This is a genomic window from Duganella guangzhouensis (assembly GCF_009674535.1).
Taxonomy (GTDB): domain Bacteria; phylum Pseudomonadota; class Gammaproteobacteria; order Burkholderiales; family Burkholderiaceae_D; genus Rugamonas; species Rugamonas guangzhouensis.
The window spans coordinates 197,291-222,521 of sequence record NZ_WKJK01000001.1; the positions used below are offsets into that span (position 1 = coordinate 197,291).

Here is a 25,231-nt window from a genome sequence, read left to right on the forward strand (position 1 = left end):
CCAGCCTGTCACCCAAAATCAAAATAATCAGGAGACACCATGAAACGCAATCACTGTGTGCTGTGGCACGCCTTGCTGTTTAGCTCCGTCGTCGGCGCGCTGCCCGCCGCACGCGCCGCTGTCACCGCCGAGGAGGCCGCGACGCTGAAAACCACGCTGACGCCAGTTGGCGCTGAACGTGCCGGCAACAAGGACGGCACCATTCCCGCCTGGGATGGCAAAGCGCCGGCCGGCGCTTCGCAAAACGGCACCAAGCGGCCGGACCCTTACGCCGCCGACAAGAAGCTGCAGACCATCACTGCCGCCAACATGGCGGAATACACCGATAAACTCAGCGACGGCACCCGCGCCTTGCTGGCCAAGTACCCGGAGTTCCGGGTCGAGGTCTATCCGACTCGCCGCAGCGCTGTATTCCCGCAGCAGATCTACGAGGCGATCGCGAAGAATGCCGTCAATGCCAAGGCAGTCAACGGCGGTTTGTCGCTGGAGGGGGCTGCGGGCGGCATTCCGTTCCCGATTCCGAAGAGCGGCTACGAGGCGTTGTGGAACCATATGCTGTCGTATCGCGGCCAGCAGGTGTCGTACGTGGCCGATAAATACATCATGCCGCCCGGCGCCGAGCGTATCCTCGGCTCGCGCCAGGCGGTGTCGCTAATCTATCCGTATTACGTGACGCACCAGGCGGCCGGTGTGACCGAGGAATGGGCGCGCGCGCGGCTCGATACCATAGAGCCACCGTCCGCCGCCGGACAATTGCTGCTGGCGGTCGAGTATCAGGACAGCCTGAAACGGCCGAAAGAGGCATGGCAGCTGCTGCCGGGCCAGCGCCGCGTGCGCATGGCGCCATCGCTGGCGTATGACACGCCGGATCCCAGCGCCAACGGCGTGGTCAACTTCGACGATGTCAATCTGTTCATCGGCTCGATGGACCGCTACGACATCAAGATCGTCGGCAAGCGCGAAATGTACGTGCCCTATAACGATAACGCGCTGATGCTGAAGCCACTGAACGATGTGGTGGGCAAGGGCACGCTGAATCCATCCTCCGTGCGCTGGGAGCTGCACCGCGTGTGGGTGGTGGAAGCCACGCTCAAAGCCGGCAAGCGCAATGTGTCGGCGCGCCGCCGGCTGTATCTGGACGAGGATACCTGGCAGGCCGTGTTGTCGGACACCTGGGACGCCAAGGGCAAGCTGTGGAAGACCGGCCAGGCATACACCATCGCCGTCCCGGACCAACCACTGGCCACCACGCTGCCGTACGCCTGGTTCGATCTCCAGTCAGGCATGTGGGCTTATACCTTCTCGATGAATGAAACGCCGGGCGGCATCAAGTACAGCGACGCCGACGAGAAGTCGATGCTGAAGTTCACCCCAGCCTCACTGGCCAGCAGCGGCGTGCGCTAAGCCACCGCCTCATAATAAAAATGGAGACGACATATGCAAAAGCAGAACTCACATCAGCGAGCGCCGCACAAGACGGCCGCGATGTTATTGATCGGTGGTCTGGCCGCGACGGCGGCAACGGCGGCCGACCTGAATCCCGGCGGCGACTGGAAAATCCGCTGGGATAACACCATCAAGTACAGCGCGGCCGAGCGTCTTGATGCGCCGTCGTCGGTGCTGGTGGATGGCGCGGCCACCATCAATACCGACGATGGCAGCCGCAATTTCAATCGTGGCCTGGTCTCGAACCGGTTGGACCTGTTGTCCGAATTCGATGCGCAACAGGATGGCTATGGCATTCGTCTCAGCGCCGCCGCCTGGTACGACGCCGTTTATCAGCGCGCCAATGCCAACAACACGCCGGCCCGTTCCAATAACAGCCGCGTGGCGTACAACGAATTCACCGACGGTACCGCCACCATGGCCGGCAAGAAGGCCGAAATGCTGGACTGGTTTGCGTTCGGCCACACCGACCTGGCCAGCCACGAGCTGACTTACCGCGTCGGCCAGCACACCCTCATCTGGGGCAATAGCCTGTTCTTCGGCGGGAATGGCATCGCCAACGGCATGGCGCCGGTGGATGTGTACAAGCTGAATATCCCGGGCGCGCAGTCCAAGGAGACGCTGATGCCGGTGCCGCAGGTGTCGGCGGCGCTGCAGCTGACTGGCAGCACCAGCATCGAAGCTTATGTGCAGACCAAGTTCAAGCCGACCCGCCTGGCGCCGGCCGGCAGCTATTACAGCACGGTCGACTTTCTGGGCGCAGGCAGCGAGCTGCTGTTGGCCGGCCCGCTGCGCATGGCGTATGCCGGCGAGATCAAGGGACCGGAGAGCCGGCATAACTTCGGCATCGCGCTGACCACCCACAGCGATGAACTGGCGGCCGATTTCGGTTTGTATGCGCTGCGTTACAAGGACACCGCGCCCAAGGTGTTTACCCAGCCTTCGCAAAGCCGTTACTGGCTGGTGTATCCGAACAACGTGCGGCTGCTGGGCGCCAGCTTCGGCCGGCTGGTGGGGGACGCCAACGTCAGTGGCGAGGTGTCGGTGCGCTACGGCCAACCGCTGCTGGCCAAATCCGGCGCGTTGGTGCTGCCGTTTGGCGCCACCGATACCGATCTGCAGGATAACCCGCTGTATCCGACCGGGCGCACCGCGCATCTGAACCTGTCGTCGACGCTGATACTGGGTGGTTCGCCGCTGTGGGACGGCGCTGCTATCGTGGGCGAAGTCGCGGCCAATCACGTGATGTCGATCGAACGCAATGCCGACAAGGTGGATACCACGCTGAATCGCAACAGCGTCGGCATGCGCGTGATCTTCACGCCGACCTACTATCAGGTGCTGCCGGGTATGGACCTGAGCCCGTCCGCCAATCTGGGCTGGGCTTTCAAGGGCAAGTCGATGATCGATATCGCGTTCCCGTTTGCCGGCAGTCCGGATCATGGCGGCGACTTTGTACTGGGGCTCACGGCCGACTATCGCAACAAGTGGAAGGCCAATCTGTCGTGGGTCAATTACCTCGGCAAAGCCACCAGCCAGCCGATGCTGGACCGCGACCATGTGCGCTTCAGCGTACAAACCTCGTTTTAACGCCGGGAGATCCGCATGACTACGATATCGACTATCGACCGCCCCCGGCTGACGCTGTGGCTGTGCTTTGCCGTCGCAGTACTGGATGGCTATGACTTGCAGGCCATGGCGATCGCCGGGCCGGCGCTGCGCGCTGCCATGCAGCTCGATCCCCGTCAGCTGGGCTTTGCCTTCAGCGCCAGCTTGATCGGGCTGGCGTTGGGCGCTGCCTATGGCGGCCGGCTGGCCGACCGCATCGGTCGCAAGCAGGTGCTGATCGTCTCGCTGCTGGCACTGGGCATGATGACGGTGGCCACCGCGCTGGCCACCGACTTCCGCTGGTTGGTGACGCTGCGCATTCTGGCCGGATTGGCGATGGGCGGCGTGATGCCCAATCTGATCGCCATCGCCGCATCGGCCTCGCGCGGCGAGCGCGCCACCACCAAGGTGGCGGCGATGATCTGCGGGATGCCGGCTGGCGGCGTGGTGGCGTCGATGGTCGGCCACGCGCTGATCGCGCGCTACGGCTGGCAGGGATTGTTTGTGCTGGGCGGCGTGCTGACGGTGGTGATTATTCCTGCGCTGCTGCGCTGGTTGGCCGAACCTGGCGCCGAGCAGCTTGGGCTGACGGCGGCACGTACAGCGGCGGCTTCATGGCGCGAGTCGTTGTTTGGCGAGCGGCGCGCGCTGCCGACGTTGCTGCTATGGGTGCTGTTCATCTTCACGCTGGCCATCTTCTCGACGGTGGCTGGCTGGGTGCCGACGCTGGTGGTGGACAAGGGCTTGCCGGCGGCGGTGGGATATCAGAGCCTGCTGGCGATTAATGTCGGCGGCATTGCCGGTGCGCTGATCCTGTCATCGTCCTGCGACCGCTGGGGCGTGCGGCCGGTGATGCTGGCCACCTATGCCGCCATGGCGATTAGCCTGTGGTTGTTCAGCAGTGCCGCCACGATCGGCGCGGTGGTGTCGCTGGCGGGTCTGGTGGGCTTCTGGATGCTGGGCGCGCAGTGCGCGCTGTACGGCATTAGCCCGCAGATCTACCCGGCCGCCAATTGCAGCACCGGCGTTGGCAGCGCGGTGGCGGCCGGCCGCATCGGCTCCATCCTGGGACCGGTCATCGCCGGCTACATGATGGGGCAGGGGACCACCGCCAATCAGCTGATCTTTATCATGGCGCCGCTGGCGGTACTGGCCGGAGCGGTGCTGCTGGCACTGGCGGCCAGCACCGGCAACGCACTGCGCGCCGGCGCGCATTAAGGAGATCGCATGCCTGTTCCAACACCATTCAAACAGCCGCCTGCGATTCCCTATTATCCGGAATACGCGCTGCATTTTGTCGGCGGCGGCGCCGTGCGGCAGTGGGAGTACAACGGCTGGAAGGCGGAAAGCCTGTCGTGGAAGCGCTCCTGCTACATCCACGGCGGCCTGTCCGGCCCCGGTCAGGTGCTGTACCAGGGGCCGCAGGCGGAAGCTTTTCTCGCCAGTGTGTTCATCAACAATTTCAGCCGCTTTCAGGTTGGCGCCTGCAAGCACGCGATAGCCTGCGACGAGCAGGGACTGATCACGGCGCATGGTGTGCTGCAACGGTTGGCGCCGGACCAGTTTCGCCTGTACGTCAGCGGTCCGTGGTCGCTGTACATGCATAGCATGGGCAAATACGATGTGACGCAGCAGGTGCAGGACAACTATCTGTTTCAGGTGGCTGGGCCGACATCGTTGCAAGCGCTGGAAGCGGCCACCGGCGAAAGCCTGCGCGATGTCGGTTTCCTGCGCTATCGCCAGACCGCCATCAACGGCGTGCCGGTCGAGATTATGCGGGTCGGCATGGCCGGCACGCTGGCCTACGAGCTGCATGGGCCGTCCGCCGATGGGCCGGCGGTGTTCGACGCGGTGGTGGAGGCGGGCCGGCCGTTCGGTATTGAACGCCTGGGCTGGCAGACCTTTCCGGTCAATCACGTGGAGGGCGGCTTCCCGCAGCTGTTCTGGACTTTCAGCTCGTCGCTGTACGACCACGCCGGCTATCGCGAATTCACCCGCGCGCATCCGCATTACTGGTTTGGTGAGCCGCTGTTCTGTGGCAGTGTCGACCCGGCCGACCGGCGCGCGCGTTTCCGCACGCCGTTCGAAGTGGGCTGGCAGCGCTCGATCCAGTTCGATCACGACTTCCTCGGTCGCGCCGCACTGGAACGCGAGGCCGCCGCGCCACGGCGTACCGTGGTCACGCTGGAATGGTCGGCCGAGGATGTGACCGACATCTACGCCTCGCTGTTCCGGCCCGGCGAGGAATACAAATACATCGACTTGCCGGCATCGCCGGCGCACCGCCGCAGTCACGCCCACGCCGACCACGTCACCATCAACGGCAAGCCGGTCGGCATTTCATCCGGCACGGTCTACAGCTACCACTACCGGCAAATGATTTCGCTGTGCTCAATCGACATCGACCAGGCGCAGATCGGCAACCAGGTCACGGTGCATTGGGGCGACTTTGGTGGTCGCATCAAGCAGGTGCGCGCGCGTGTGGCGCGCTTCCCGTACCTGGACCTGGGCCGCAATCGCGACATACAACTTTAAAGGAGACTTATTCATGACTGAAATCGCCGACTACAAACAGGCGTTCATCCGCAATAACTGGTACGCCGCCGCGTGGCGGCGCGAGATCGATACCCGGCCGCTGGCGCGCACCATTCTCGGTGAGCGACTGGCGCTGTTCCCGACCAAAGAGGGCGGCATCGGCGCGCTGAAAGATCAGTGCCCGCACCGCCTGGCGCCGCTGTCGATGGGCGAATGCATCGACGGCGGCCTGCGCTGCGGCTATCACGGCCTGCTGTTCAATGCTTCTGGCGCCTGCATCAACGTGCCGGGCCAGGATTTTATTCCCACCACCGCCAAGGTGAAAAGCTACCCGGTGCGCGAGCGTCTGGGCCTGGTGTGGGTGTGGATGGGCGACGCTGAGCCGGACGAAAGCCGCCTGCCGTCGATCCCGCAGCATGGCGAGCCTGGATGGGCGCTGCTGCAGGATGGCTACCAGCACCACGCCGCCAACTACCGCATCGAAATCGAGAACCTGATGGACCCGGCCCACACCACCTATCTGCACAAGCAGACCATCGGCAATCCGGCCGCCAAGGACGTGCCGGTGCAGGTGGAGCGCAACGAACGCTCGATCAGCGCCTTCCGCTGGATGGAGCGCACGCCACCATCGCCGTTCGACAAGCAGTCGCGTGATTTTGGAGATGGGCTGGTGGATCGGATGGTGTCGTTTTCGTTCGAATTGCCGGGGGTGTCGTTCGTAGAAGTGTGTTCGATGCCGACCGGTCTGGATAAAACAGAGGACAACAAGAACCTCGGCCTGCGCACCCTCAGCTACAAGTTCCTGACGCCGGAAGACGAGCGCCACACCCACTTCTTCTGGCTGCACCTGCGTAACCATCGGCTGGACGATACGGCCTACGAGCAGCAACTGCGCGCCGGGTTGGAAAAGACCTATGTGGAAGACAACCAGGTGGCCAGCGCAATTCAGATCGAGCAGGAACGCTGCGGCAAGCGCCAGTTCACCGGCCTGAAAATCGACCACGCGCCGACCATGGCGCTGCGGCTGCTGGACACCATGATCGCCGACGAACAAGCCACGGCGGTCGCATGACGGCCTTTTTTTCGGTGCGCGTGGTCGCCAGGCGCGATGAGGCGCGCGACATCGTCAGCTTCGAACTGGCGGCGCTGGACGGCGCCACGCTGCCGCCGTTCACCGCCGGTTCGCATATCGATGTGCGACTGGAGGACGGCCTGACACGCCAGTACTCCTTGTGCAGCGATCCGCAGCGCACGCACCGCTATCAGATCGCGGTGCTGAAGGAGGCAGCGTCGCGCGGCGGTTCGCAGGCCATGCACGAGCGGGTACGGGCCGGCGGCCTGCTGGAGATCAGCGCGCCGAAGAATCACTTCGAGCTCGCGCAGGGGGCGCCGCATAGCCTGTTGCTGGCCGGCGGCATCGGCGTGACACCAATTCTGTGCATGGCCGAACGATTGTCGACGCTCGGTGCCGCATTCGAGATGAATTACTGCGCCCGCTCGCGCGAACGTGCCGCCTTCCGCGAACGCATCGCCAAATCCGACTTCGCGGCGCGCGTGCAATTCCATTTCGATGACGAGGCACCATCGCAGCGGCTGGACATCGAACGCCTGTTGCGCGGCGCGCCGGCCGGCACGCATCTGTATGTGTGTGGTCCCAAGGGCTTCATGGATGCGGTGCTGGCGACCGCGCGCGCGGCTGACTGGCCGGAAGCGCGGCTGCATTACGAGTTCTTTGCGGCCGCGCCATCCGCCCCTGTGGATGGCGCCAGCTTCCAGGTCAAGCTGGCCAGCAGCGGCCGCGTGATCGCGGTGCCGCCGCAACGCACCGTATTGCAGGCGTTGCTGGATGCCGGTGTCGAGGTGCCGGTCTCCTGCGAGCAGGGCATTTGTGGCACCTGCCTGACCAAGGTGTTAGAGGGCGAACCCGATCACCGCGACCTGTTCCTGACGCCCGCCGAGCAAGCGCGCAACGACTGTTTCACGCCGTGCTGCTCGCGCGCCAGGTCGGCCTTGCTGGTGCTCGATCTTTAAGGGAGGGATAGCATGGACCGACTGACTGTGATGAAAAGTTTTGTGCAGGTGGTGGACTCCGAAAGCTTTTCGGCGGCTGCCCGCAACCTGAGCTTGTCGCGGGCGCTGGTATCGCGCCATATCGCCGACCTGGAACTGCAGGTTGGCACGCGGCTGTTGAACCGCACCACGCGTGCGGTGACGTTGACCGAAGCCGGCATCGGACATTACGAATTCTGCCGCCGTATTCTCAACGAGCTGGCGCTGGAGGAAGACAGCCTGAAACGGATGACCGAACGTCCGGAAGGACAGTTGAACATCATCGCGCCGAAGTGGATCGGCAGCCTGGATCTGGGCGACGCCATCGCCAGCTTCGCCGCCGATCATCCGCTGATCAAGGTCAAGCTGGATCTGGGCGGCGTGTCGGACCGTACCCACGAATTTCTTGGCAGCGGCTTTGAAATCGCCTTCCAGACCAACTATCTGCGCGATTCCTCGGTGATGGTGAAGAAGATGGCCACCATGCAGTTCGTGGTGTGCGCGGCGCCCGGCTATCTGGCCGGTGCCAGACGGCCAGTGGAGCCGCGCGATCTGCTGGAGCACAAATGCCTGATGCATGCCAATGAACCGATCTGGCATTTCAACTTTGAGGAAGAGCAGTTGCGCATCAAGCCGGAGCAGGTGGTGTTCACGTCGAATACCTTTCTGGTGCTGAGCAAGGCCGCCGTGCGCGGCATGGGGATTGCCGTGCTGCCGATGCGCGCGATTCGTCGCGAGCTGCAAACCGGGGAACTGGAGGTGCTGCTGCCAGCGTACGCTGTGCCGGACCGTCCGCTGTATGCGGTTTACGCGCCGGGCGCGCATCGCATCCGCAAGATTCAGTGCTTCCTGGAGTTCATGTCGCATTGGTATCAGGCCCATTCGGTGCTGGATGGTTTGCCGCGCGTGCCGGCGGCCTTGCTTGCTGGTTGATCCTGCGGTTTTTGTCGCCGTTGGCGTTTGCGGCTGCCTGGTTATTCAGGTAGCCGCTTTTTTATCAGCGCGCCGGACCTTGTGCGCGACCGCTGATTTCATCACCGACGTCGCGCGCCAGCCCGGCATAGAACCACGCCGCCGAAGCGCTGATTACACCGGCCAGCACCAGCGCTAGCTGGAAGTCAGGCAGTGCCAGGGCTGGCGCGCCGCGTGTGGTCTGACCGACGGTCAGCAGCAGCGCACCCACCGCCACGCCGGCACCCATGCCAATTTGCTGCGTTAGCGAGGACAGTACCGATGCCGGCTGGCGCTGCGGTGGCGGAATGTCGGCAAAATTGACCATGGTGATGGCGGTCAGCTGCATCGAGCGGCCGGCGCCGGCGAAAGCCAGAATCACAATGTTCAGCGCCAGGTCGGCCGCCGGCGACACGAAGCCGCATAGCGCGATCCCTAGGCCGGAAACGATGCTGCTCCAGATGAGCGCATTGCGGATGCCGACCGCCGCCAGGATCGGCGTGGTCACGGTTTTCATCAGCAGATTGGCCAGCATGTAGGCCAGCAGCAGGCTGCCCGATTGCAGCGGCGTCATGCCGTAGGCCAGCTGGAACATCAACGGCAGCAGGAAGGGTGTGGCGCTGATCGCGGCGCGCGAAATCACGCCGCCGGTCACGCTGCTGATGAAGAAGGAGCGCACCTTGAAGATGGCGGGATTGACCAGCGGATGCTGCGCGCTGCTCAGATGGCGGTGTACCATCACGCCCAGCACGCTGGCCAGCACCACCAGCCCGGCGCCCCAGTACAGCGCCTGCTGCTGGCGCATGCCGAGCAGGTCCAGCCCATAGGTGAGGGCGCCCAGCGCCACCGCCATCAGCAGGAAGCCTTTGCGGTCGAACGGTCGTGGTGCCTGTTTTTCGTTGGGGACGTAGGCCATTACCAGCGCCATGCCGATCAAGCCGACCGGCACGTTGACGTAGAAGATCCAGCGCCAGTTGGCCATGTCGGTGATGAAGCCGCCCAGCGGAGGTCCGATCACCGGCGCCGCCAGGCCGGGCCAGATCAGCGCCGACAGCGCCCGTCCCAGGTCTTTCTTTTGCGAGGTGCGCAGCACCACCAGCCGGCCGACAGGGCTCATCATGGCGGCGGCCACGCCTTGCAGCACGCGGCCGGCGATGAAGGCGGAAAAATCCTGCGCCATGCCGCAGATGACGGAGGCGATGGTGAATACACCGATGGCGCCGCAGAACAGCGTGCGCGAGCCGATGCGGTCGGCCAGCCAGCCGGAGGCTGTGACGCATACCGCGGCCGCCATCAGGTAGGCGGTGACGCCAATACTGAGGCGGGCGACGTCGATGTCGAAGCTGCGCGCCATGTGGGGCAGCGCGGTGACGATGATGGTGGAATCCAGCGTTTCCATGAAAAAGGCGATGGCCACAATAAGGGCGATCAGTAGCGGTCGCGCGTTGGCCGCCGCCGGCGGGGAGTGATTCATGACAGTCCTTTGATTTAAGTGAGAGAGCTGTCCCCAATATGCGCTCTGCGGCGCGCGCTGTAACGGGCTACAAACTATGTTGCAGGCGCCTCAACAATGCCGGCCGGCGTAGGCGCGGATTGTGCGACATTCATGCAACATAAGCGTTCCTGTGCCGGCGCGCCGATTCGCCGCATACTGTCAGCCCTTAGCGAAGGAGTTGAAGATGAAGAGAATGATCTTTGCATTGCTGCTCGCAGCCAGCAGCTTGTCATCGGTTGCGTCGGAATTCGTCACGCTGGGCACCGGCGGTGGTCCGGTCATGCGCGGCAAACGTTCGGAGCCGGCGAATGCGGTGGTGGTGGGGCGGGACGTCTACCTGTTCGACACCGGCGCCGGCACCGAGCGGCAGCTGCTGGCGGCCGGGCTGGCGCTGCCCCGCGTGCGGGCCATCTTCATTTCGCACCACCATATCGATCACAATGCCGATCTGGGGCAGTTGTTGGCCAGCCGCTGGATCTTCAACCACGTGCAGCCTTTGCCGCTGGTTGGACCGCCAGGCACGCGGGAGATGTGGGCGGGATTGAGCGCGGCCTTTCATCCGGTCGAATTGGCGCCGATCGGCGGTCCGCGTCGGCCGGAGCTGGCGGCCACCGTTCAGGCGCGCGATCTGGCGTCCGATATGGACACGCCGACTGAAATCTACAAGGATGAGCAGATCCGCGTGCTGGCCGTCACCAACACCCATTACCATTTCGACCCACAGAGCGCGGAAGCGCGTTTCTCGCGTTCGTACTCGTTCAGGATCGAGGCGCCGGACCGCAGCTATGTCTACACCGGCGATACCGGGCCGTCGAAAAATGTCGAGCAGTTGGCCAAGGGCGCGGATGTACTGATCAGCGAAGTGATCGATCTGGATGCGGTAGGCCGGTTGCTGAAGGGGCTGCCCAACTATCCGCCGGCCATGCTGTCCTCGATGCTTCGTCACATGGAGGAAGATCATCTGACCCCGGCCGAAGTGGGCAAGCTGGCTGCCAGCGCCGGTGTGCGGCAGGTGGTGCTGACTCACCTTTCGCCGGGCATGGACGACGAGACCGACCTGAGTGGCTATAGCCGGGGTATTCAGCTTATCTACCAAGGTCCGGTGCATGTGGCGCGCGATCTGGACCGCAATTGAATCAGTGGTGCAGATAGAAGTCGGCCAGCACGTCAAACGCCTGCTTGCGCGCGCCGGTTTCAGACAGCAAACCCTTGCGGTTCCAGCCGTTCTGAAACACGGGATGCTCCCGCCTTGGCGAGCGGAAGTCCTTCAGCACCCACGGCGACATGCCGGCTAGCGTGGGGATGCGGCTGGCCATGGTCAGCGTGTTGCGGTAGTACTCGGCCTGATATTCTTCGCTGAACTTCTTCATACTGGCGTCGTGATAGCCGGCCAACGCGTCGGCGCCGAATTCGGACAGGATCAGCGGCCGGTCGGCCGGCACCTGCCATTTCATGGCCGGCAGGTCGGCCAGTTTGTCGTCACCATACCAGCCGGTGTAGGTATTCACCGCCAGCACGTCCAGATGCTCCAGCAGCGGATCCTTGATGACGGTGACGTCTTCGCCATTGGCCTTGTGGCGTTCGACCAGCAGCGCGGCGCTGATCAGACGCGTAGGATCGAGCGCGCGAACATTGGCCGCCATGGCGGCGTGAAAGCGCGTGCGCGGTTCCGACACCGGCGTCTCGTTCCCCACACTCCACAGGATCACCGCCGCGCGATTGCGGTCACGGTAGATGGTTTCGGCCTGCATCGTCAGTGCTTTGCGTAGTACCGCCGGGTTGTCCCAATCCACGGTCCAGTAGACCGGGATTTCGCTCCATACCAGCAGACCCATTTCATCGGCCAGGCGCAGCGTGGTCTCGGAATGCGGGTAGTGTGACAGACGCACGTAGTTACCGTGCAGCTGCTGCTTGATTTCAGATAGCAGCGCGCGTGCCGCCGGCTCGGTCATGTTACGGGCGGGATTGGGGCCGAATTCTTCCTCGTGCATCGACACGCCGCGCAGGAAGATCGGTTGTCCGTTCAGCAGGATGCGGCTGCCCTTTACGGCGATGGTGCGGAAGCCGATGCGGTCGCGCAGCGTATCGCCGGCGGTGCTGAAACTTATGTCGTACAGGGCAGGGTGCTCCGGCGACCAGCGTTGCAGGCCACGCGGCGGTGGCAGCGTGATGGTGGCGCCGCCCTGGGCATCGGTCTTCACGCTGATGTCGGCCAGGTCGCCGATCTTCACCGAGACTTGCTGTCCCGCCGCCTGTGGCCCGTTCAGCTGTACCGTGCCGGCGATGCTGCCGTCGGGGTTCAGATGCAGGTAAGCGTCGTCGATGAAGGTGGCGGGCGTGTAGACCAGCCGTACCGGGCGCGTGATGCCGCCGTACAGATCCCAGTCGGTGATCGGGGTAGGGATGGTCTGGGCATCGTGCGTTGAATCGACGCCCATCGTCAGCCGGTTCTCGCCGCCGCGCAGCGCTTCGGTCACTTCCAGCACGAATGGCGTGAAGCCGCCTTCGTGACGGCCGATCTCCTTGCCGTTCAGGTAGACGTAGGCGCGGTAGTTGGCCGCTTCGAAGCGCAGGAAGGCGCGCTGGCCACGCAGCGGCCGCGCGCTGAATTTGCGCTGGAACCAGATCAGGCCATCGTAGTAGCGCAGTTCCGGCTGCGCCGCGTTCCAGGCGCCGGGAATATTCATCTGCGGGCCACGATCCATGTCAAATTCGTAGAAGCCCACGCCGCCCTTGGCTTCCTCGGCCGTGACGTCGATGTCGCGGTAGCGCTGCATGCGTGATTTAGCGACCCAGCCGTTGATGTCGGTGAGGCCGGTGCGGTACAGGTCTTTGGAATAGGTCCAGGCGCCGGACAAGTCCTGGCTGTCGCGGTAAATGCTGCCGGTCAGCAGCAGCGGCGGGCGCAGATCGGCCGCACCGGCATTCAGCGCAAGGCACAGCAGCGCGCAGATAGCGCAAAGAAGTTTTCGCATGATGAAGTTGGATAGGCGTAAAAAACGTCCTCACATTTTAGTGTTCCCGCTTAATAGGGAAATCGTTCAACCTCATATAGTCATCAGGATGATTGATGCAGCGTCATTCTTTGCCGACGTCGGCCCTGAAATCGACTGGCGCAAGCGGCCGCGTTTTCGTGACAAGGAACTTGCCGGACTCAGCTTCGGCAGCGCCACCGACAGCATGGTCGCAGACAAGCTGGTCGAAGTCTGCTGGCGCGATGGCGGCACGCAATGGCTGCTGATCCACATCGAAGTACAGGCACAACGCGACGCCACGCTGGGACGCCGGGTGCTGGACTATAACTACCGCATTTTCAAGGAGCATGAACGGCCGGTCTCGAGCCTGGTAGTGCTTGCCGATGAAGATGTCAACTGGCGGCCATGTTCGTTTCATAGCCGGGCGCCAAGGACCGTGATGGGGATCGACTTTGGCGTCGTCAAGTTGTTGGACTATGCGGCCAATAGCGAGGAATTGCTGGCTTCGCACAATCCGTTTGCCTGGCTCACGCTGGCGCATCTGCGCACGCAGCAGGCGCGTCACGATCCCGATGTGCTGTACGCCGCCAAGTGGCAATGCACGAAGCAAATGTACCGACATGGCTGGCGCAAAGAGCGCATACTTGCGATGTTCCAGGTGATCAATTGGATGATGGTCTTGCCCGAGCAGCATCAGCGGCGCTATTGGCAGGCCGTTCTTGAACTGGATAAGGAGTATGAGATGAAACTTCTCAATCCATTAGAGCAAATGTTTCTTGATGATGGCATTAAAAAAGGGCTGGAGCAGGGGCTGGCGCAAGGTCGCCAAGAGGGCGCATCGGCTCTGCTGGAGCGGTTGCTTATACGACGCTTCGGGCCGTTGCCGGATACGGCCAAATCCAGACTGGCGAAAGCGAGTCTGCGTCAGTTGGAAGCATGGAGCGATGCACTGCCAGAGGCAGAGTCGTTGCGGCAGGTATTTGCCAAGCGCCCAGCAGCGATGGGCTGAGTCTGCTTGCTGAAACGCCCGACGCGGTGCATCGGGCGCTGGTTGAAGTTAGTGACGCGTGGCGTCCGCGAAATTGGTCGCACGTGGATGACGCTGGCGCACCGCGTACGCCAGCCAGCAGAGCAGAGCGACCACGGCGCTCGCCGCCATCACCGTACCCACTTCCGCCACCGCGACAGCACGCGAACCAACCACATTCCCCATCGACACCAGAATCAGCGAACTGACCGCCATGCCCAGCATCAGCGCCGACTGGAAGGCGCCGGTGCCCAACCCGCGCTTGGCGAACGGCAGGATGCGCATATTCCAGGTCACCACCGTCGGCAGCAGCAGGCCGCAACCCAGCCCGTTGACGATGGCGCCGGTGGTCAGCGCATCGGCATTGTGAGCGGTGCCCATCAGGATGTAGCCGACGGCGCCGATGGCCAGGCTGAGGCACAGTTGCAGTGGCACGCTGGTGCGGCCGGCCAGCACCCAGCCGAAGATGAAGGTACCCAGCATCACGCCAGCGCTGTTCAGGGTATAGCCGGTACCGATATTCGGCGCCCAGCCCTGAGTCGCATACAGAATGCCAAGGTTAATCGGCACCACCATGAATGCGATGCCGACGAAGAAGCCGATCGCGCAGGTCAGCGCCACCAGCCGTGGCCGGAAGATGACTTGCTCACCTTCGGCCGATTCGACGGCGGCTTTGTCGGTGGCGTTATCCGGCACCGGTTCCCACAGATAGATCGCCATCAGCGGCAACAGCAGCAACGCTAGCGCGTAGATTGCAAACGGCGCGTTCCAGCCCAGCGTGCCGACCGCCGCGCCCACCGCCACAAACACCGTCGCCGTGGCCGACGAGGTGGTGGTTTGCAGCGACATCATGCGCTCACGTTTCAACCCTTGGTAGTAGTCACCGATCATGGTGGTGGAGGCGGTCATCAGCGCCGCCTCGAACACGCCCAGCGCGACGCGGCTGGCGAAGATGGCCCAAAAGTTGTCAATATAAAACGGCATGGTGCCGAGGACGGTGTACGCCAGCGTTGAATACACCAGCAGGTTTTTGCGACCGACCTTGTCGGCCAGGTTGCCGATGAAGATAGCGCACAGGCCGAACACGCCGATTGGTATCGATACCGCCAGCGGCACCCATTGGTCGGCGTTGGCGATCTGCTTGGAGAAATGCTCCTGCAGCTGCGGAATATTCGGCCCCAGAATGGCCGACACCAGCACGGTGAGGCCGCTGGTAATCAGCAGGATGATGGCCTGGATCAGGCGCGGTGAGCGGGGTGGGATGGTACGCATTTACGGTCTTGTCTCCATGTTTTTTTTGGTGGATGTCGCCAGAATAACAGCTACGTCCGCAGTCACTAATCGTTTTTGACGATAGAGCGCATCAGCAAATGCCATGCGAGCTGCGCGCCGCTGACCACCAGACGGCCGCCGCCCGCCAGCGGGTAGCTGCCGTCACGCAGTGTGGATGCTGTGCCGCGCTGGGCGTGGATGGTGACGCCTGATGGCGCATCCAGCTGCGCCAACTCCGGCGTGCCGGCCAGAATCACGCGCGAGTCGTTGCTGGCGGTCCAACTGCTGTCAGTGCTCAATTCCAGCACCGCGCCTTGAACCGCGCCGCGTAACTTGCTGTGGCTGAGCGTGACGGTCATGCCGCGCTTGCCATCCTGGTGCAGGATGTCGCCTTTCAGGTCGACGTTGCGCAGCGTGACGTGGATGCCGGGCACTTGCTGACCATCGATGCGGGTGGCGTTCGGATCCTGGTTGACGATGGAACGCACCAATACACCATCCTGCGGCAGCAGTTGCGCGCCGTCGATGGTGATGTCGGCGTTGGCGCTTTTCACCAGCACGGCGGCCTGGGCGCTGGCCAGGCGGCCACCTTTGATCGCCAGTAGCGCGCGTTCCTGTGGATCGCCCATCACGCTGTGGATCATCACGGTGTTGGCGCCGGCGTTTCCCTCTACCTGGTTCAGATCGATCTTGCCGGCGCCGGCGATGATGCCGCCGAAGGTAGCAGCGTTCAGACGCGAGCGGTTCAGTACCACGGTGGCGCCGAAGTCGGCGTAGACGCCGTAGCCGCTGTTGCGGGTGGTGATGTCGCTGTCGTTGGCTTCCAGGTAGACGTCGCCGCCGGTGTCGTCGGTGGACAGCGCGCCCCAGCCGTCGGCGCTGATATGGCTGTTGTAGAAGTAGGTCTTGGAGCGGCTGGTGGACAGGTGGGTACGCGCGGTGCCTTTGATGCCGAGTGGCGGCGGCGGTTCCATCATGCCGGGGCCGATTTTGGGAACGTAGTCGGCCGGCAGCGGGCCGCCGTGGGCGGTCAGGGTGGAGTCGTAGACTTTGAGGGTGGCGCCTTCGCGGGCGGCGGTGGCGGCGGCCAGCACGCCGCTGGTGGTGATGGTTACCGATTTCAGCACCAGGCTGCCGCCAGCGTCGACCAGCGCGCCGGCGCCGATGGCTTCGAAGTCGTTGCTGCCGTTGCCGGACAGCGCAATGTTGGCGTCCGACAGCGTGTAGGGCGTGTGGCTGCCATGGACGATCAAACCGTTGCGGTTGGCGCTGGCCGAGCGCAGCGTGATTCCTTTGGCGCCGCTGTCGCTGGTCTTGCCGGCGACGGCCGCCGCCGCCAGCGAACGCGCCGGCAGATAGCGGCCATCGCTGACCGTCAGTTCGGCGGCGTAGTCGATCTCCTTGCTGGAGCGCACCGGAGGCGGTGGCCCACCCGCCATCCCCGCAGGCGCCCCCGGCGGAGCACCAAGCGCTAGCGCGACCTGCGCCTCGGCCGCCGTATCCGCGCCCGGCGCTGCCATCGCGCCGGCGGCTGTCTCAGCCGCAGCGCCCAGGCTTGGAGCGGTCGAGGCGTCGGCGCGGGCTGGCGCCGGGGCCAGCGTCAGCGAGGCGCAGAGGAGGGCGATCGCGGTCAGCGCCGGCAGCGAGGCCGGTGCGGCTGAGTGCTGTAGTGTTTTACTGTTCATGCGTATGCTCGCTTTTATCAATAGCTGTAGTTCAGAATCACGCCCGAAGTACGCGGTGCGCTGACGGTGGCGTAGCCGCCGAAGTTGCCGGTCTTGGCGATGTAATTGCTGACGTTTTTCATGTACGCCGTTACCGACCACTTCTCATCCGGCGCGCGGTACACCGCCGAGACGTCGCCCGAGCTGTAAGCTTCCTGCAGCGTGTAAGCATTCTCGGTGGCTGACACATACTGCTCGCTGACTCGCCGCGCATCCGCCTTTAGAATCACCGCCGCGCCGTTGGACAGATCGATCGGATATTCATACCCAATCTTGAAGGTGCGACGCGGCGCATGCGGCATCTGCTGCCCCTCCAGATTGGTGGTGGTGCCATACGGTACAAACGATCCCAGCTTGGCATCCAGCAGCGCCACCGACGCCCGCAGCTGGCCGAATTCGCCCAGCAGCATGCGGCTGTCAATCTCCACGCCACGCACCTTCTGCTTCGGCACATTGCTGATACGCGAATAGGTCGGCGGCGAGAAATCCACCACCTGATAGTTTTCATAATTCAGGCTGAAGATATCGGCATTGATCTGCAGCGTGTTGTGCAGCAGACGCGATTTGATGCCCAGCTCGGCCGATTTCATCTTCTCCGACTCGAAGCGCAGCGGCTGCACCGCCGCCGGCAGCGCGTTGAAGCCGCCCGGACGATAAGCGGTGGCGTAAGTGGCATAGGCCATGGTGGCGGAATTCAGATCGTATTCCAGGCCCACCTTGCCGTCGGTGCTTTTCCAGGTGTCCTTCAACTGGCCTTCGGTCAGCGAACTGATGGTTTTTTCGTCCTTGGTGGTACGGATGCCGGCCAGGCCGCGCCAGCCGGTCGTCAGCGGCACCGTCACCTGAGCGAATCCAGCCTTGGAGCGGGTGCTGGTGTCATTCGGATTGGGCGAGGTGGTATCGCAATTGATCAGGCAATAGGTTGAGCCATGCATCTTGTAGCCGTAGTAGCCGGCCACCCACTTGAACGGCGCGCCAGCCGGCGAGGCCAGGCGCGCTTCCAGGCTGTCCTGGGTCGCGTGATTGGGATCGCGGTTGGATTGCTCTTCGCTGCCGGCGGTGCGCGAGGCGTCGAATTTGCGATACAGCTCGCCATCGGCGCGCTGCCAGGCCGGCAGCACGGTCAGCAGGCCGAAGCCAAGATCGGCGTTCAGTTCCAGCCAGGTTTTATTCTGCTCGTACCGCTGATAGCCGATGTCGGTGCCGGCGCCGGTGGCGGCTTGCAGGCGTTTGCTTGCGTCGTTCCAGTTATCCTGCGGGATGAAGCCGATACCCTTGCCGTTCAGGCGCACCCGTTCGGTGGCGGCCAGCAGCGAGATGCCGGCGGTCGGCTTGAACAGCACTTTGATGCGGCCGGCGTTGCTGACGTCATCGTTGTAGCCGTCGCTCAGATAGCCTTTGCGGTCGGTGCTGGTGCCAGAGATGCGGATCGCCAGCATGTCGTTGACCGGGATGTTGGCGCCGCCCTCGGTGCGCACCAGGCCGTAGGTGCCCAATTCCAGGCTGACGTTGCCGGTGGATTTGCCGATCTGCGGATTGCGGGTCAGGAAGTTGACCACACCGCCGGACGCCGAGCGGCCATACAGCGTGCCTTGCGGGCCGCGCAGCACTTCGATGCGTTCCAGGTCGAACAGGCCGGCGGTGTTGCCCTCGGCGCGGAAGTTGTAGATGCCGTCGAAATTGGTCGAGACGGCGGATTCGCCCATGCCGGGTGGCAGGTCGGAGCCGAGGCCGCGCATCGCGATCACGCTGCCGCGGGCGGCGCCTTGCACTTCGACGTTGGTGATGTTTTTCAGCGCATCAGCGGCGTTGGTGATGCCTTGCTCGGCGATCTCGCGCTCGCTGATGGCGACCATCGAGATCGAGGTTTTTTGCAGGCTCTGCGCCGAACGCTCAGCCGTCACCACGATGGTGGTCAGCTCCTGCCGCTCGGCGCGCGGCGAGGTGGCGTCGGCCGGTGCTGGCGCATCGGCTGCGGCCTCGGTTTGCGCATAGGCCGGTAAGCTCAGCGCGCAGGCGAGGGCGGCGGCGAGCGGGGTCAGTTTGAATTGTTTGTTCTTCATGGTCGTCTCCTTTGTTTTTGTAGTAGGAGCCCGCCCCGCTTGGAGCGGGCGAGGGGTGTTACTGTGCCTGGCGCGACGGCAGCTTGACGGTGGCCGCGCCTTCCAGCCACACCTTGCCGTCGACGGTTTCAATCCACCACACCAGATCGGCCATGAACTGGCCATCCAGGACGTACTTGCTGGTGATCTGCGACTTGACCAGCGCCACGTCTTCGGTCAGCCCGTGCTCGCTGACGTATTTGCCGCGCATGGACGGCACCTGATCGAGGAAGTGCTCGGCGCGCGGATTGGCCGGCACCTTCATGCCATAAGCGTTGAAAGCGCGCGGGTCCATGATGGTCCAGCGAATGTTCTGCAGCCAGCCACGGTCGCCCATCCAGTTGGTGATGTGACGGATCGCCAGATCACGCCCCATGTAGTTGACCAGCGGGCTACGCTTGACGCCATCCTTGTGGATGTCGGTGGTGTTGATCGCGCCTTCCTGCAGCATCGGATTTTCCTTGCCATCCGGCGCGGCCGGCACGGCGGGCACGTAAGCGGTGCGCTCGGACAGACGCCAGATGCCATCCTTGGCGCCGCGCACCATGCTCTTGAACAGTACCGGATCCATCATCTCGCGCTTCATGCTGCGACTGCCGCCGGCGCCCATGCCCCATGGCGGCACCGGCGCCACCGATGCCTGAATCGGACCGTCGACCGTCCATGCCGGCTGCTCGCCGACCTTGACGTCTTCCCAGTACAGCGGCTCGGCGCCACGGCGCTTTTCCTTGGCCCAGACGGTGCGGATGAAGCTCCAGTCCTTGTCGGTGTAGAAGTGGGCCGGGCGTTTCAGCCAATCCGGCGCTTCCCAAATGTCGGGGAAGCCGGGATTGGCCGGACGATCGTTGTCATCTGCCAGCACGCGGATGTTTTCGGTGACGCGGAAGATCACGTCATTGACCTTGTCGCCATGCTGGTTGTAGATGCTGCCCTTGGTCTGAATCGCCAGGCTGCGGTGGGTGGCGCCGCTGGCCGGCGTCAGATCGATCACCTCGCGTTCGTTGGCCACCAGGTACAGCGTATCGCCCGGGTAAATCGGTTTGTACGAGGTGACGCTGTGATTCAACTCGCTCACCAGCAGCTTGTCGCGCGCGGCTGGCGGGTAGGGCACCATGAAGGTGTCGTCATGCGCGCCAAAGGTCGGGAAGGCCATGATGTCGGCATAGCCGGCCTTGCGCGCGTAGTCACGATCGTTGTGCAGCGGGTTCTCAGGATCGTACTTGGCGTTGTTATAGCGTACCCACTCTTCGGTCACCTTGATGACCGGGCCCAGGCCGGGCGTATCGGCGGGCAGGGTGCCGGCCACCAGTTTTTTCACATCGATCGGGCCACGCGCCAGCAGCGCGCGGTTGGCCTCGAAATATTTCTGCACCAGCGCCTGCTCATGCGGGCTGTAGACGCCGGGATACAGCGTAAGGTAACGCGGCTGTGCGTGCGCTGCGCTGCTGGCCGCGGCTGCGGCCGCGCTGTCGGCGCTGAATGCCTGCGGCGCGAAGCCGGCCAGGCTGACGGCGAACAAACCTGCCAGCGCAAGGCGGCGGGGCGTAAAGATGGTATGGGTCATACAATGTCTCCTCTAGTGGGATTGGAAAGGCTTACCAGCCGGTGGCGCCGGCGTCGATGCGGAAGTCGGCCGCCGTCACCAGCGTGGATTCGTCGGAGGCCAGATAGACCGCGCACCAGGCCACGTCCTCCGGCTGGCCGAGGCGCTTGATCATGGCCTTGGCCAGCACCTGGTCACGGAAACCGGGCAGGCTGTCGAGCGGGGTGCGGGTGGCGGCGGTTTCGATCAGGCCGGGGGCGATGGTGTTGGCGCGGATGCCGTGCGGCGCGCCTTCGGCCGCCAATTGGCGCGTCATCGCCAGTACGCCGCCCTTGCCGGCGCAGTGCGCCAATGCCGGCGACGTGTCCAGTGCGTGGTGCGCGTTGGCCGATGAGAAGTTGATGATGGAACCGCCGCCGCCAGCCACCATGTGCGGCCAGGCTGCTTTACAGGCGAGGAACACGATGTCCAATTCGCCCACCATGGTTTTGCGCCAGTGTTCGATGTAGTCCATGCTTTCGATCGGCTCGAAAGCGCCGAAGGCGGCGGCGTTGACCAGGATGTCGATGCGGCCCCAGCGCTGCACCGTGTGCTCGATCAGGCGTTGCACCTCTGCTGGATCGGTCATATCGCAGGGATACAGCGCATCGATGTGCAAGCCCTCTGCGTGGGCGGCGGCGAGGCTGGAGGCGGCCAGTTCGGCGTCGATGTCGCAACCGATCACGTGCGCGCCCTGGGCCGCAAACATGCGCGCGCAGCCGCGGCCGATGCCGGCGCCGATGCCAGTGACAATCGCCACCTTGCCAGCCAGGCGGGTGCCGCGCACCACCGGCTTGGCCGGTTTAATTACTTTGCTCAATCCATTCTCCTTGTGTTCTCAAACTGGAGAGGAGAATAGATTCGGAGCCCGGCTTTAAGCCAATGGTATCTGCCGATGCCCTGTATCGGCAGTGGCGATGCGTATGTTCAGGCTGCGCTGGAAATCGCGTCGCGCGCGGTGGCGGCCAGCAGTTCACGCATCCACAGCATGGCGGGATCGTTGTCGTTAAAACGGTGCCACTGCAGGGCTTCTTCCAGCACCGGCAGTTCGAAGGTCGGCGTTAGCAGGCGCACCGGCAGGTACTGCGCGTAATAGCGCGCCAGATGGGTGTGCATGGTGCCGACACGCTGCGTGCCCACCACAAACTGCGGTACCGAATTGAAGTCCATGGCCATCATTTCCACCTTGCGCGCATGGCCGTAGTTTTTGAAGAACCATTCGTCGAAAGTGGGCGCGCGGTTGCGGCCGACGCGGTTGACCACATGCGCCATGCTCAGGTACTGCTCCATGTTGATGGTGTCGCCCTGGAACGGATGCTGGTCCCACACCACGCAGCTGAAATCGTCGCGGAACAGGATGCTGCTGGGATGGCTGTCGTGGACGAAATTGGCCGGCATGATGAGGAAATCCACCTCGCCATGGTTCAGCGATTCCCAAGGCGCCTGCGAGTGCGGCAACAGTTCCAGCGTGATGCCAGGCGCCTGCGCTTGCAGCACCGGCACGAAGCGGCTGATCAGCACTGTGGCCACGTAGTCGCTCAGCATGAGGGTGAAATGGCGGCTGGCGGCGGCCGGATTGAAGGCCGGACGCGTGTTCAGCATGGCGTCGGCCTGCAGCAGCATGCTGCGCGCTGGTTGCGCCAGGCTGGCGCCAAGCGCGGTCGGCACCATTTTCTTGCCGACCTGGGTTAGCAGCTCGTCGCCAAAATGTTCGCGCAGCCGGGCCAGCGCGTCGCTGACGGTGGTCTGGCTGACGTTCAGGCGCTGGCCGGCCTTGGTCACGCTTTGCTCGGCCAGCAGGGCGTCCAGCACCACGGCCAGGTTGAGGTCGAATCGTTTATAGCGCATAGCCTTGTCTCCTTCTTATGTACCGGATTTTACGATACTCAACATCGAAATAAACGATTTTCTTAATTATTGGCTGCTCTCTAAGATGCATCTCACTCACCCGACAACAACAACGGAGTAATGGAGACATGCATAGCCAACGAGTTTTAATCATCGGCGGGGGGATAGGTGGCATGGCCGCCGCCATCAGCCTGCGCAAGCGCGGTTTCGAGGTAGATCTGGTGGAGCTGGACCCGCACTGGCAGGTGGCCGGCGCCGGCATCACCATCAGCGGCCCGACGCTGCGCGCGTTCGCCACGCTGGGCATCATCGATGAGGTGCTGCGTGAAGGTTTTTGCGCCGATGGCGTCAACATCTGCGATGCCAACGGCAAGCTGCTGACCGAGCTGCCCACGCCGCATCTGGCCGGCGATACCGTGCCGGGCGGTGGCGGCATCTTGCGGCCGGTGCTGGCCAGGATTCTGTCGCAGGCCACCTTGGCGTCCGGCACGCAGGTGCGGCTGGGTACCACCTTCAGCGAGATCACGCAGGATGAGGATGGCGTTGATGTCGTCTTCAGTGATGGCTCGCGTGGCCGCTACGATCTGCTGATCGGTGCTGATGGGCTGAACTCCCGCGTGCGTCAGGCGCAGTTCCCGGATGCCGCCAAGCCGGAATTCACCGGCCAGGGATGCTGGCGCGCGCTGGTGCCGCGCCCGGCGGCGATCGACCGTCCGCATATTTTCATGGGGCCGCGCGTGAAAGCCGGCGTCAATCCGGTGTCGCAGGATGAGATGTATTTGTTTTTCACGCTGCATATGCCGGGCAATCCTTTTATCGAACCGCAGGACTGGCCGCAGCGGCTGGCGCAGGAGCTGGCGGGATTTGGCGGCACCATCAGCGCTATCCGCGATGGTCTGGATGCCGATTCACGCATTTTGTATCGCCCGCTGGAGAAGCTGTTGCTGACCACACCGTGGCATCGCGGCCGGGTGGTTCTGCTGGGCGATGCGGCGCATGCCACCACGCCGCATCTGGCCTCGGGCGCCGGTGCCGCCGTCGAGGATGCGCTGGTTCTGGCGGAGGAGCTGGCGCGCGCTGGGTCGCATGAAGCCGCGTTCAAGGTCTACATGGAACGCCGTCTGCCGCGTGCCCGCATGATCGTGGAGAACTCGGTCGCGCTGGGCGAGCTTGAACGCACGGCGGACGCGGAATCCAAACAACAGTTCTCGCAGCTGATGCGCGCCTCGCAGGCGGCGCTGGCCGCACCGATTTAAATAGAGGAGACAACTATGCAAATTCTTGGTCCCGACACGCTGGTGTTTGGTGTGGACGATGTCGCCGCCTGTCAGCAATGTCTGAAGGATTACGGCTTGATCGAGGTAGAAGCGTCGGCTACGCACGGCGTCTATGCGGCGCTGGATGGCACGTCGGTGGTGGTGCGCCACGACAGCGATCCTTTGTTGCCGGCGGCGGTGGGCAGGTCGCCCAATATCCGCGAGGTGATCTACGGCGTGCGCGATGCGGAGACGCTGGCGCAGATCCGCGCCGAGCTGTCCAAAGACCGCGAGGTACGCGTGGATGCGGACGGCGTGCTGCATAGCGTGGATGGCGCGGGTGTACCGATCGGCTTCCAGGTCAACGTGCGGCGTCCATACGATGCGCCGCCGGTACAGGTGAATGTGCCCGGCCGCACCGCGCAGCGCCCGGCCAACCACGTGGCCGCCAATCCCGAGGCGCCGCTGCCGGTGCCGCACACGCTGTCGCATGTGGTGCTGTTTGTGCCGGATGTGGCGGCGGCGGAGCAGTTCTATGTTGAGCGGCTGGGCTTCCGCGTGTCGGACCGGTTTACCGGCACCGGGCCGTTCCTGCGTCCGGCCGGCACCAATGACCATCACACGCTGTTCCTGATTCAGGCGCCGGCCGCCATGATCGGCCTGAATCACTTCACCTTCCACATGGGCAGCGTGGACGAACTGCTGCGTGCTGGTCGCGCGTTTGCCGACAAGGGTTACAAGACGTTCTGGGGACCGGGGCGGCATATCTATGGCTCCAACTGGTTCTGGTATTTCAACTCGCCGTTGGGCGGCACGCTGGAGTACGACGCCGACATGGACCAGCACGACGACCACTGGCAGCCACGCGAATGCACGGCGGCCGAGGAAACGTCGCAAATGTTCCTGTTTAACTTGCGCGATCCATGGTTCCCCCGTCCGGGCAACCACTAAGCGGTCCTGTACCGCTGTGCCGCCTCGATCAGCTGCCGGATGGCGGCGCGCGCGGCTTCGATCCGGATGGCGCGGGCGAGGACACCATCTTCGCCGTGCGGCGCGGCGCGCAGGTGCATGTGTACCGCAACGACTGCCCGCACAACCACCGGCCGCTGGAATACATGCGCCACCGCTTCCTGTCCGCTGACGGCAGCACCATCGTCTGTTACGCGCACAGCGCCCACTTCCGGATTGAAGACGGTGTGTGCGTGCACGGCCCCTGTCTCGGCCAGGCGCTGCAGGCCGTGCCGGCGCGGGTAGAGCAGGGCGTGGTGCTGCTGGAGTATCAGCGGCCGTGATGGCAACCAACGCGATAAACGATTTTTAGCCCGCCGGAGCGATCCGTATGATCAATCCGGCACACAGAG

General features: G+C 63.7%; 20 protein-coding genes. 12 read left to right on the top strand and 8 right to left on the bottom strand.

Annotated elements, in window-relative coordinates; genetic code table 11:
- The first annotated feature begins 39 nt into the window (after positions 1-39).
- From GJ699_RS00860 to GJ699_RS00890, 7 genes are read left to right on the top strand one after another with little or no spacing between them, the layout of a single operon-like run.
- Positions 40-1,404 (top strand): DUF1329 domain-containing protein, encoded by a 1,365-nt coding sequence (locus GJ699_RS00860; RefSeq protein WP_154372188.1) that lies wholly within the window; start codon positions 40-42, stop codon positions 1,402-1,404.
- A gap of 33 nt (positions 1,405-1,437) precedes the next feature.
- The gene (locus tag GJ699_RS00865; RefSeq protein ID WP_229261879.1) at positions 1,438-3,036 is read left to right on the top strand and encodes a DUF1302 domain-containing protein; all 1,599 of its coding nucleotides are present in this window, start codon (positions 1,438-1,440) and stop codon (positions 3,034-3,036) included.
- A gap of 15 nt (positions 3,037-3,051) precedes the next feature.
- On the top strand, positions 3,052-4,272 hold the full coding sequence (locus tag GJ699_RS00870; protein WP_154372189.1) for an MFS transporter: 1,221 nt from the start codon (positions 3,052-3,054) through the stop codon (positions 4,270-4,272).
- 9 nt (positions 4,273-4,281) lie between these two features.
- Positions 4,282-5,589: an aminomethyltransferase family protein gene (locus GJ699_RS00875; protein ID WP_154372191.1), complete on the top strand. Its 1,308-nt coding sequence runs from the start codon at positions 4,282-4,284 to the stop codon at positions 5,587-5,589.
- A gap of 13 nt (positions 5,590-5,602) precedes the next feature.
- Positions 5,603-6,661, top strand: coding sequence for an aromatic ring-hydroxylating dioxygenase subunit alpha (locus tag GJ699_RS00880; RefSeq protein WP_154372193.1), 1,059 nt, complete (start codon positions 5,603-5,605; stop codon positions 6,659-6,661).
- Entirely contained in the window at positions 6,658-7,620 is a 963-nt protein-coding gene (locus GJ699_RS00885; protein ID WP_154372195.1) for a PDR/VanB family oxidoreductase, read from the top strand. Before GJ699_RS00880 ends, GJ699_RS00885 begins: the two co-directional genes overlap by 4 nt.
- Before the next feature lie 12 nt (positions 7,621-7,632).
- Positions 7,633-8,571, top strand: coding sequence for a LysR family transcriptional regulator (locus tag GJ699_RS00890; RefSeq protein ID WP_154372197.1), 939 nt, complete (start codon positions 7,633-7,635; stop codon positions 8,569-8,571).
- Positions 8,572-8,635: 64 nt separating this feature from the next.
- Here the strand turns inward: GJ699_RS00890 and GJ699_RS00895 are convergent, their stop codons facing one another.
- Entirely contained in the window at positions 8,636-10,063 is a 1,428-nt protein-coding gene (locus tag GJ699_RS00895) for an MFS transporter (protein ID WP_154372199.1), read from the bottom strand.
- Positions 10,064-10,268: 205 nt separating this feature from the next.
- Between GJ699_RS00895 and GJ699_RS00900 the strand changes: the two genes are divergently transcribed.
- The gene (locus GJ699_RS00900) at positions 10,269-11,219 is read left to right on the top strand and encodes an MBL fold metallo-hydrolase (RefSeq protein WP_154372201.1); all 951 of its coding nucleotides are present in this window, start codon (positions 10,269-10,271) and stop codon (positions 11,217-11,219) included.
- Between the two features lies 1 nt (position 11,220).
- Here the strand turns inward: GJ699_RS00900 and GJ699_RS00905 are convergent, their stop codons facing one another.
- On the bottom strand, positions 11,221-13,059 hold the full coding sequence (locus tag GJ699_RS00905; protein ID WP_154372203.1) for a glycoside hydrolase family 2 protein: 1,839 nt from the start codon (positions 13,057-13,059) through the stop codon (positions 11,221-11,223).
- On the opposite strand from GJ699_RS00905, the gene GJ699_RS00910 reads away from it, so the two are divergent.
- Positions 13,058-14,068 (top strand): DUF4351 domain-containing protein, encoded by a 1,011-nt coding sequence (locus GJ699_RS00910; RefSeq protein ID WP_195763426.1) that lies wholly within the window; start codon positions 13,058-13,060, stop codon positions 14,066-14,068. The two genes, GJ699_RS00905 and GJ699_RS00910, sit on opposite strands and share 2 nt — an antisense overlap.
- A gap of 48 nt (positions 14,069-14,116) precedes the next feature.
- Here GJ699_RS00910 and GJ699_RS00915 read toward each other — a convergent pair whose 3' ends face one another.
- From GJ699_RS00915 to GJ699_RS00940, 6 genes are all read right to left on the bottom strand, one after another.
- Complete coding sequence (locus GJ699_RS00915; protein WP_154372207.1) at positions 14,117-15,358, bottom strand: MFS transporter; 1,242 nt, start codon at positions 15,356-15,358, stop codon at positions 14,117-14,119.
- Between the two features lie 65 nt (positions 15,359-15,423).
- Entirely contained in the window at positions 15,424-17,043 is a 1,620-nt protein-coding gene (locus GJ699_RS00920; RefSeq protein ID WP_154372208.1) for a hypothetical protein, read from the bottom strand.
- 17 nt (positions 17,044-17,060) lie between these two features.
- The gene (locus GJ699_RS00925; RefSeq protein WP_195763427.1) at positions 17,061-19,145 is read right to left on the bottom strand and encodes a TonB-dependent receptor; all 2,085 of its coding nucleotides are present in this window, start codon (positions 19,143-19,145) and stop codon (positions 17,061-17,063) included.
- A gap of 58 nt (positions 19,146-19,203) precedes the next feature.
- Entirely contained in the window at positions 19,204-20,748 is a 1,545-nt protein-coding gene (locus GJ699_RS00930; protein ID WP_154372212.1) for a MaoC family dehydratase, read from the bottom strand.
- A 31-nt stretch (positions 20,749-20,779) separates the two neighbouring features.
- Complete coding sequence (locus GJ699_RS00935; protein WP_154372214.1) at positions 20,780-21,586, bottom strand: SDR family NAD(P)-dependent oxidoreductase; 807 nt, start codon at positions 21,584-21,586, stop codon at positions 20,780-20,782.
- Positions 21,587-21,693: 107 nt separating this feature from the next.
- Positions 21,694-22,614 carry a LysR family transcriptional regulator gene (locus tag GJ699_RS00940; protein ID WP_154372216.1) on the bottom strand — a complete coding sequence of 307 codons (921 nt, stop codon included), beginning with the start codon at positions 22,612-22,614 and terminating at the stop codon, positions 21,694-21,696.
- Between the two features lie 173 nt (positions 22,615-22,787).
- Between GJ699_RS00940 and GJ699_RS00945 the strand changes: the two genes are divergently transcribed.
- From GJ699_RS00945 to GJ699_RS00955, 3 genes are read left to right on the top strand one after another with little or no spacing between them, the layout of a single operon-like run.
- Positions 22,788-23,870 carry an FAD-dependent oxidoreductase gene (locus GJ699_RS00945; RefSeq protein WP_229261880.1) on the top strand — a complete coding sequence of 361 codons (1,083 nt, stop codon included), beginning with the start codon at positions 22,788-22,790 and terminating at the stop codon, positions 23,868-23,870.
- Positions 23,871-23,885: 15 nt separating this feature from the next.
- Entirely contained in the window at positions 23,886-24,821 is a 936-nt protein-coding gene (locus GJ699_RS00950) for a VOC family protein (RefSeq protein WP_154372219.1), read from the top strand.
- Entirely contained in the window at positions 24,794-25,162 is a 369-nt protein-coding gene (locus GJ699_RS00955; protein WP_154372221.1) for a Rieske (2Fe-2S) protein, read from the top strand. The genes GJ699_RS00950 and GJ699_RS00955 overlap by 28 nt, the downstream gene beginning before the upstream one ends.
- Positions 25,163-25,231 lie beyond the last annotated feature (69 nt).

Coding starts and splice junctions, on each gene's coding strand:
- GJ699_RS00860 (WP_154372188.1), top strand. CDS start 40: ATGAAACGCAATCACTGTGTGCTGTGGCACGCCTTGCTGTTTAGCTCC.
- GJ699_RS00920 (WP_154372208.1), bottom strand. CDS start 17,043: ATGAACAGTAAAACACTACAGCACTCAGCCGCACCGGCCTCGCTGCCG.
- GJ699_RS00925 (WP_195763427.1), bottom strand. CDS start 19,145: ATGAAGAACAAACAATTCAAACTGACCCCGCTCGCCGCCGCCCTCGCC.
- GJ699_RS00955 (WP_154372221.1), top strand. CDS start 24,794: ATGGTTCCCCCGTCCGGGCAACCACTAAGCGGTCCTGTACCGCTGTGC.
- GJ699_RS00940 (WP_154372216.1), bottom strand. CDS start 22,614: ATGCGCTATAAACGATTCGACCTCAACCTGGCCGTGGTGCTGGACGCC.
- GJ699_RS00870 (WP_154372189.1), top strand. CDS start 3,052: ATGACTACGATATCGACTATCGACCGCCCCCGGCTGACGCTGTGGCTG.
- GJ699_RS00875 (WP_154372191.1), top strand. CDS start 4,282: ATGCCTGTTCCAACACCATTCAAACAGCCGCCTGCGATTCCCTATTAT.
- GJ699_RS00885 (WP_154372195.1), top strand. CDS start 6,658: ATGACGGCCTTTTTTTCGGTGCGCGTGGTCGCCAGGCGCGATGAGGCG.
- GJ699_RS00945 (WP_229261880.1), top strand. CDS start 22,788: ATGGCCGCCGCCATCAGCCTGCGCAAGCGCGGTTTCGAGGTAGATCTG.
- GJ699_RS00930 (WP_154372212.1), bottom strand. CDS start 20,748: ATGACCCATACCATCTTTACGCCCCGCCGCCTTGCGCTGGCAGGTTTG.
- GJ699_RS00950 (WP_154372219.1), top strand. CDS start 23,886: ATGCAAATTCTTGGTCCCGACACGCTGGTGTTTGGTGTGGACGATGTC.
- GJ699_RS00905 (WP_154372203.1), bottom strand. CDS start 13,059: ATGCGAAAACTTCTTTGCGCTATCTGCGCGCTGCTGTGCCTTGCGCTG.
- GJ699_RS00900 (WP_154372201.1), top strand. CDS start 10,269: ATGAAGAGAATGATCTTTGCATTGCTGCTCGCAGCCAGCAGCTTGTCA.
- GJ699_RS00910 (WP_195763426.1), top strand. CDS start 13,058: ATGATGAAGTTGGATAGGCGTAAAAAACGTCCTCACATTTTAGTGTTC.
- GJ699_RS00895 (WP_154372199.1), bottom strand. CDS start 10,063: ATGAATCACTCCCCGCCGGCGGCGGCCAACGCGCGACCGCTACTGATC.
- GJ699_RS00865 (WP_229261879.1), top strand. CDS start 1,438: ATGCAAAAGCAGAACTCACATCAGCGAGCGCCGCACAAGACGGCCGCG.
- GJ699_RS00880 (WP_154372193.1), top strand. CDS start 5,603: ATGACTGAAATCGCCGACTACAAACAGGCGTTCATCCGCAATAACTGG.
- GJ699_RS00890 (WP_154372197.1), top strand. CDS start 7,633: ATGGACCGACTGACTGTGATGAAAAGTTTTGTGCAGGTGGTGGACTCC.
- GJ699_RS00915 (WP_154372207.1), bottom strand. CDS start 15,358: ATGCGTACCATCCCACCCCGCTCACCGCGCCTGATCCAGGCCATCATC.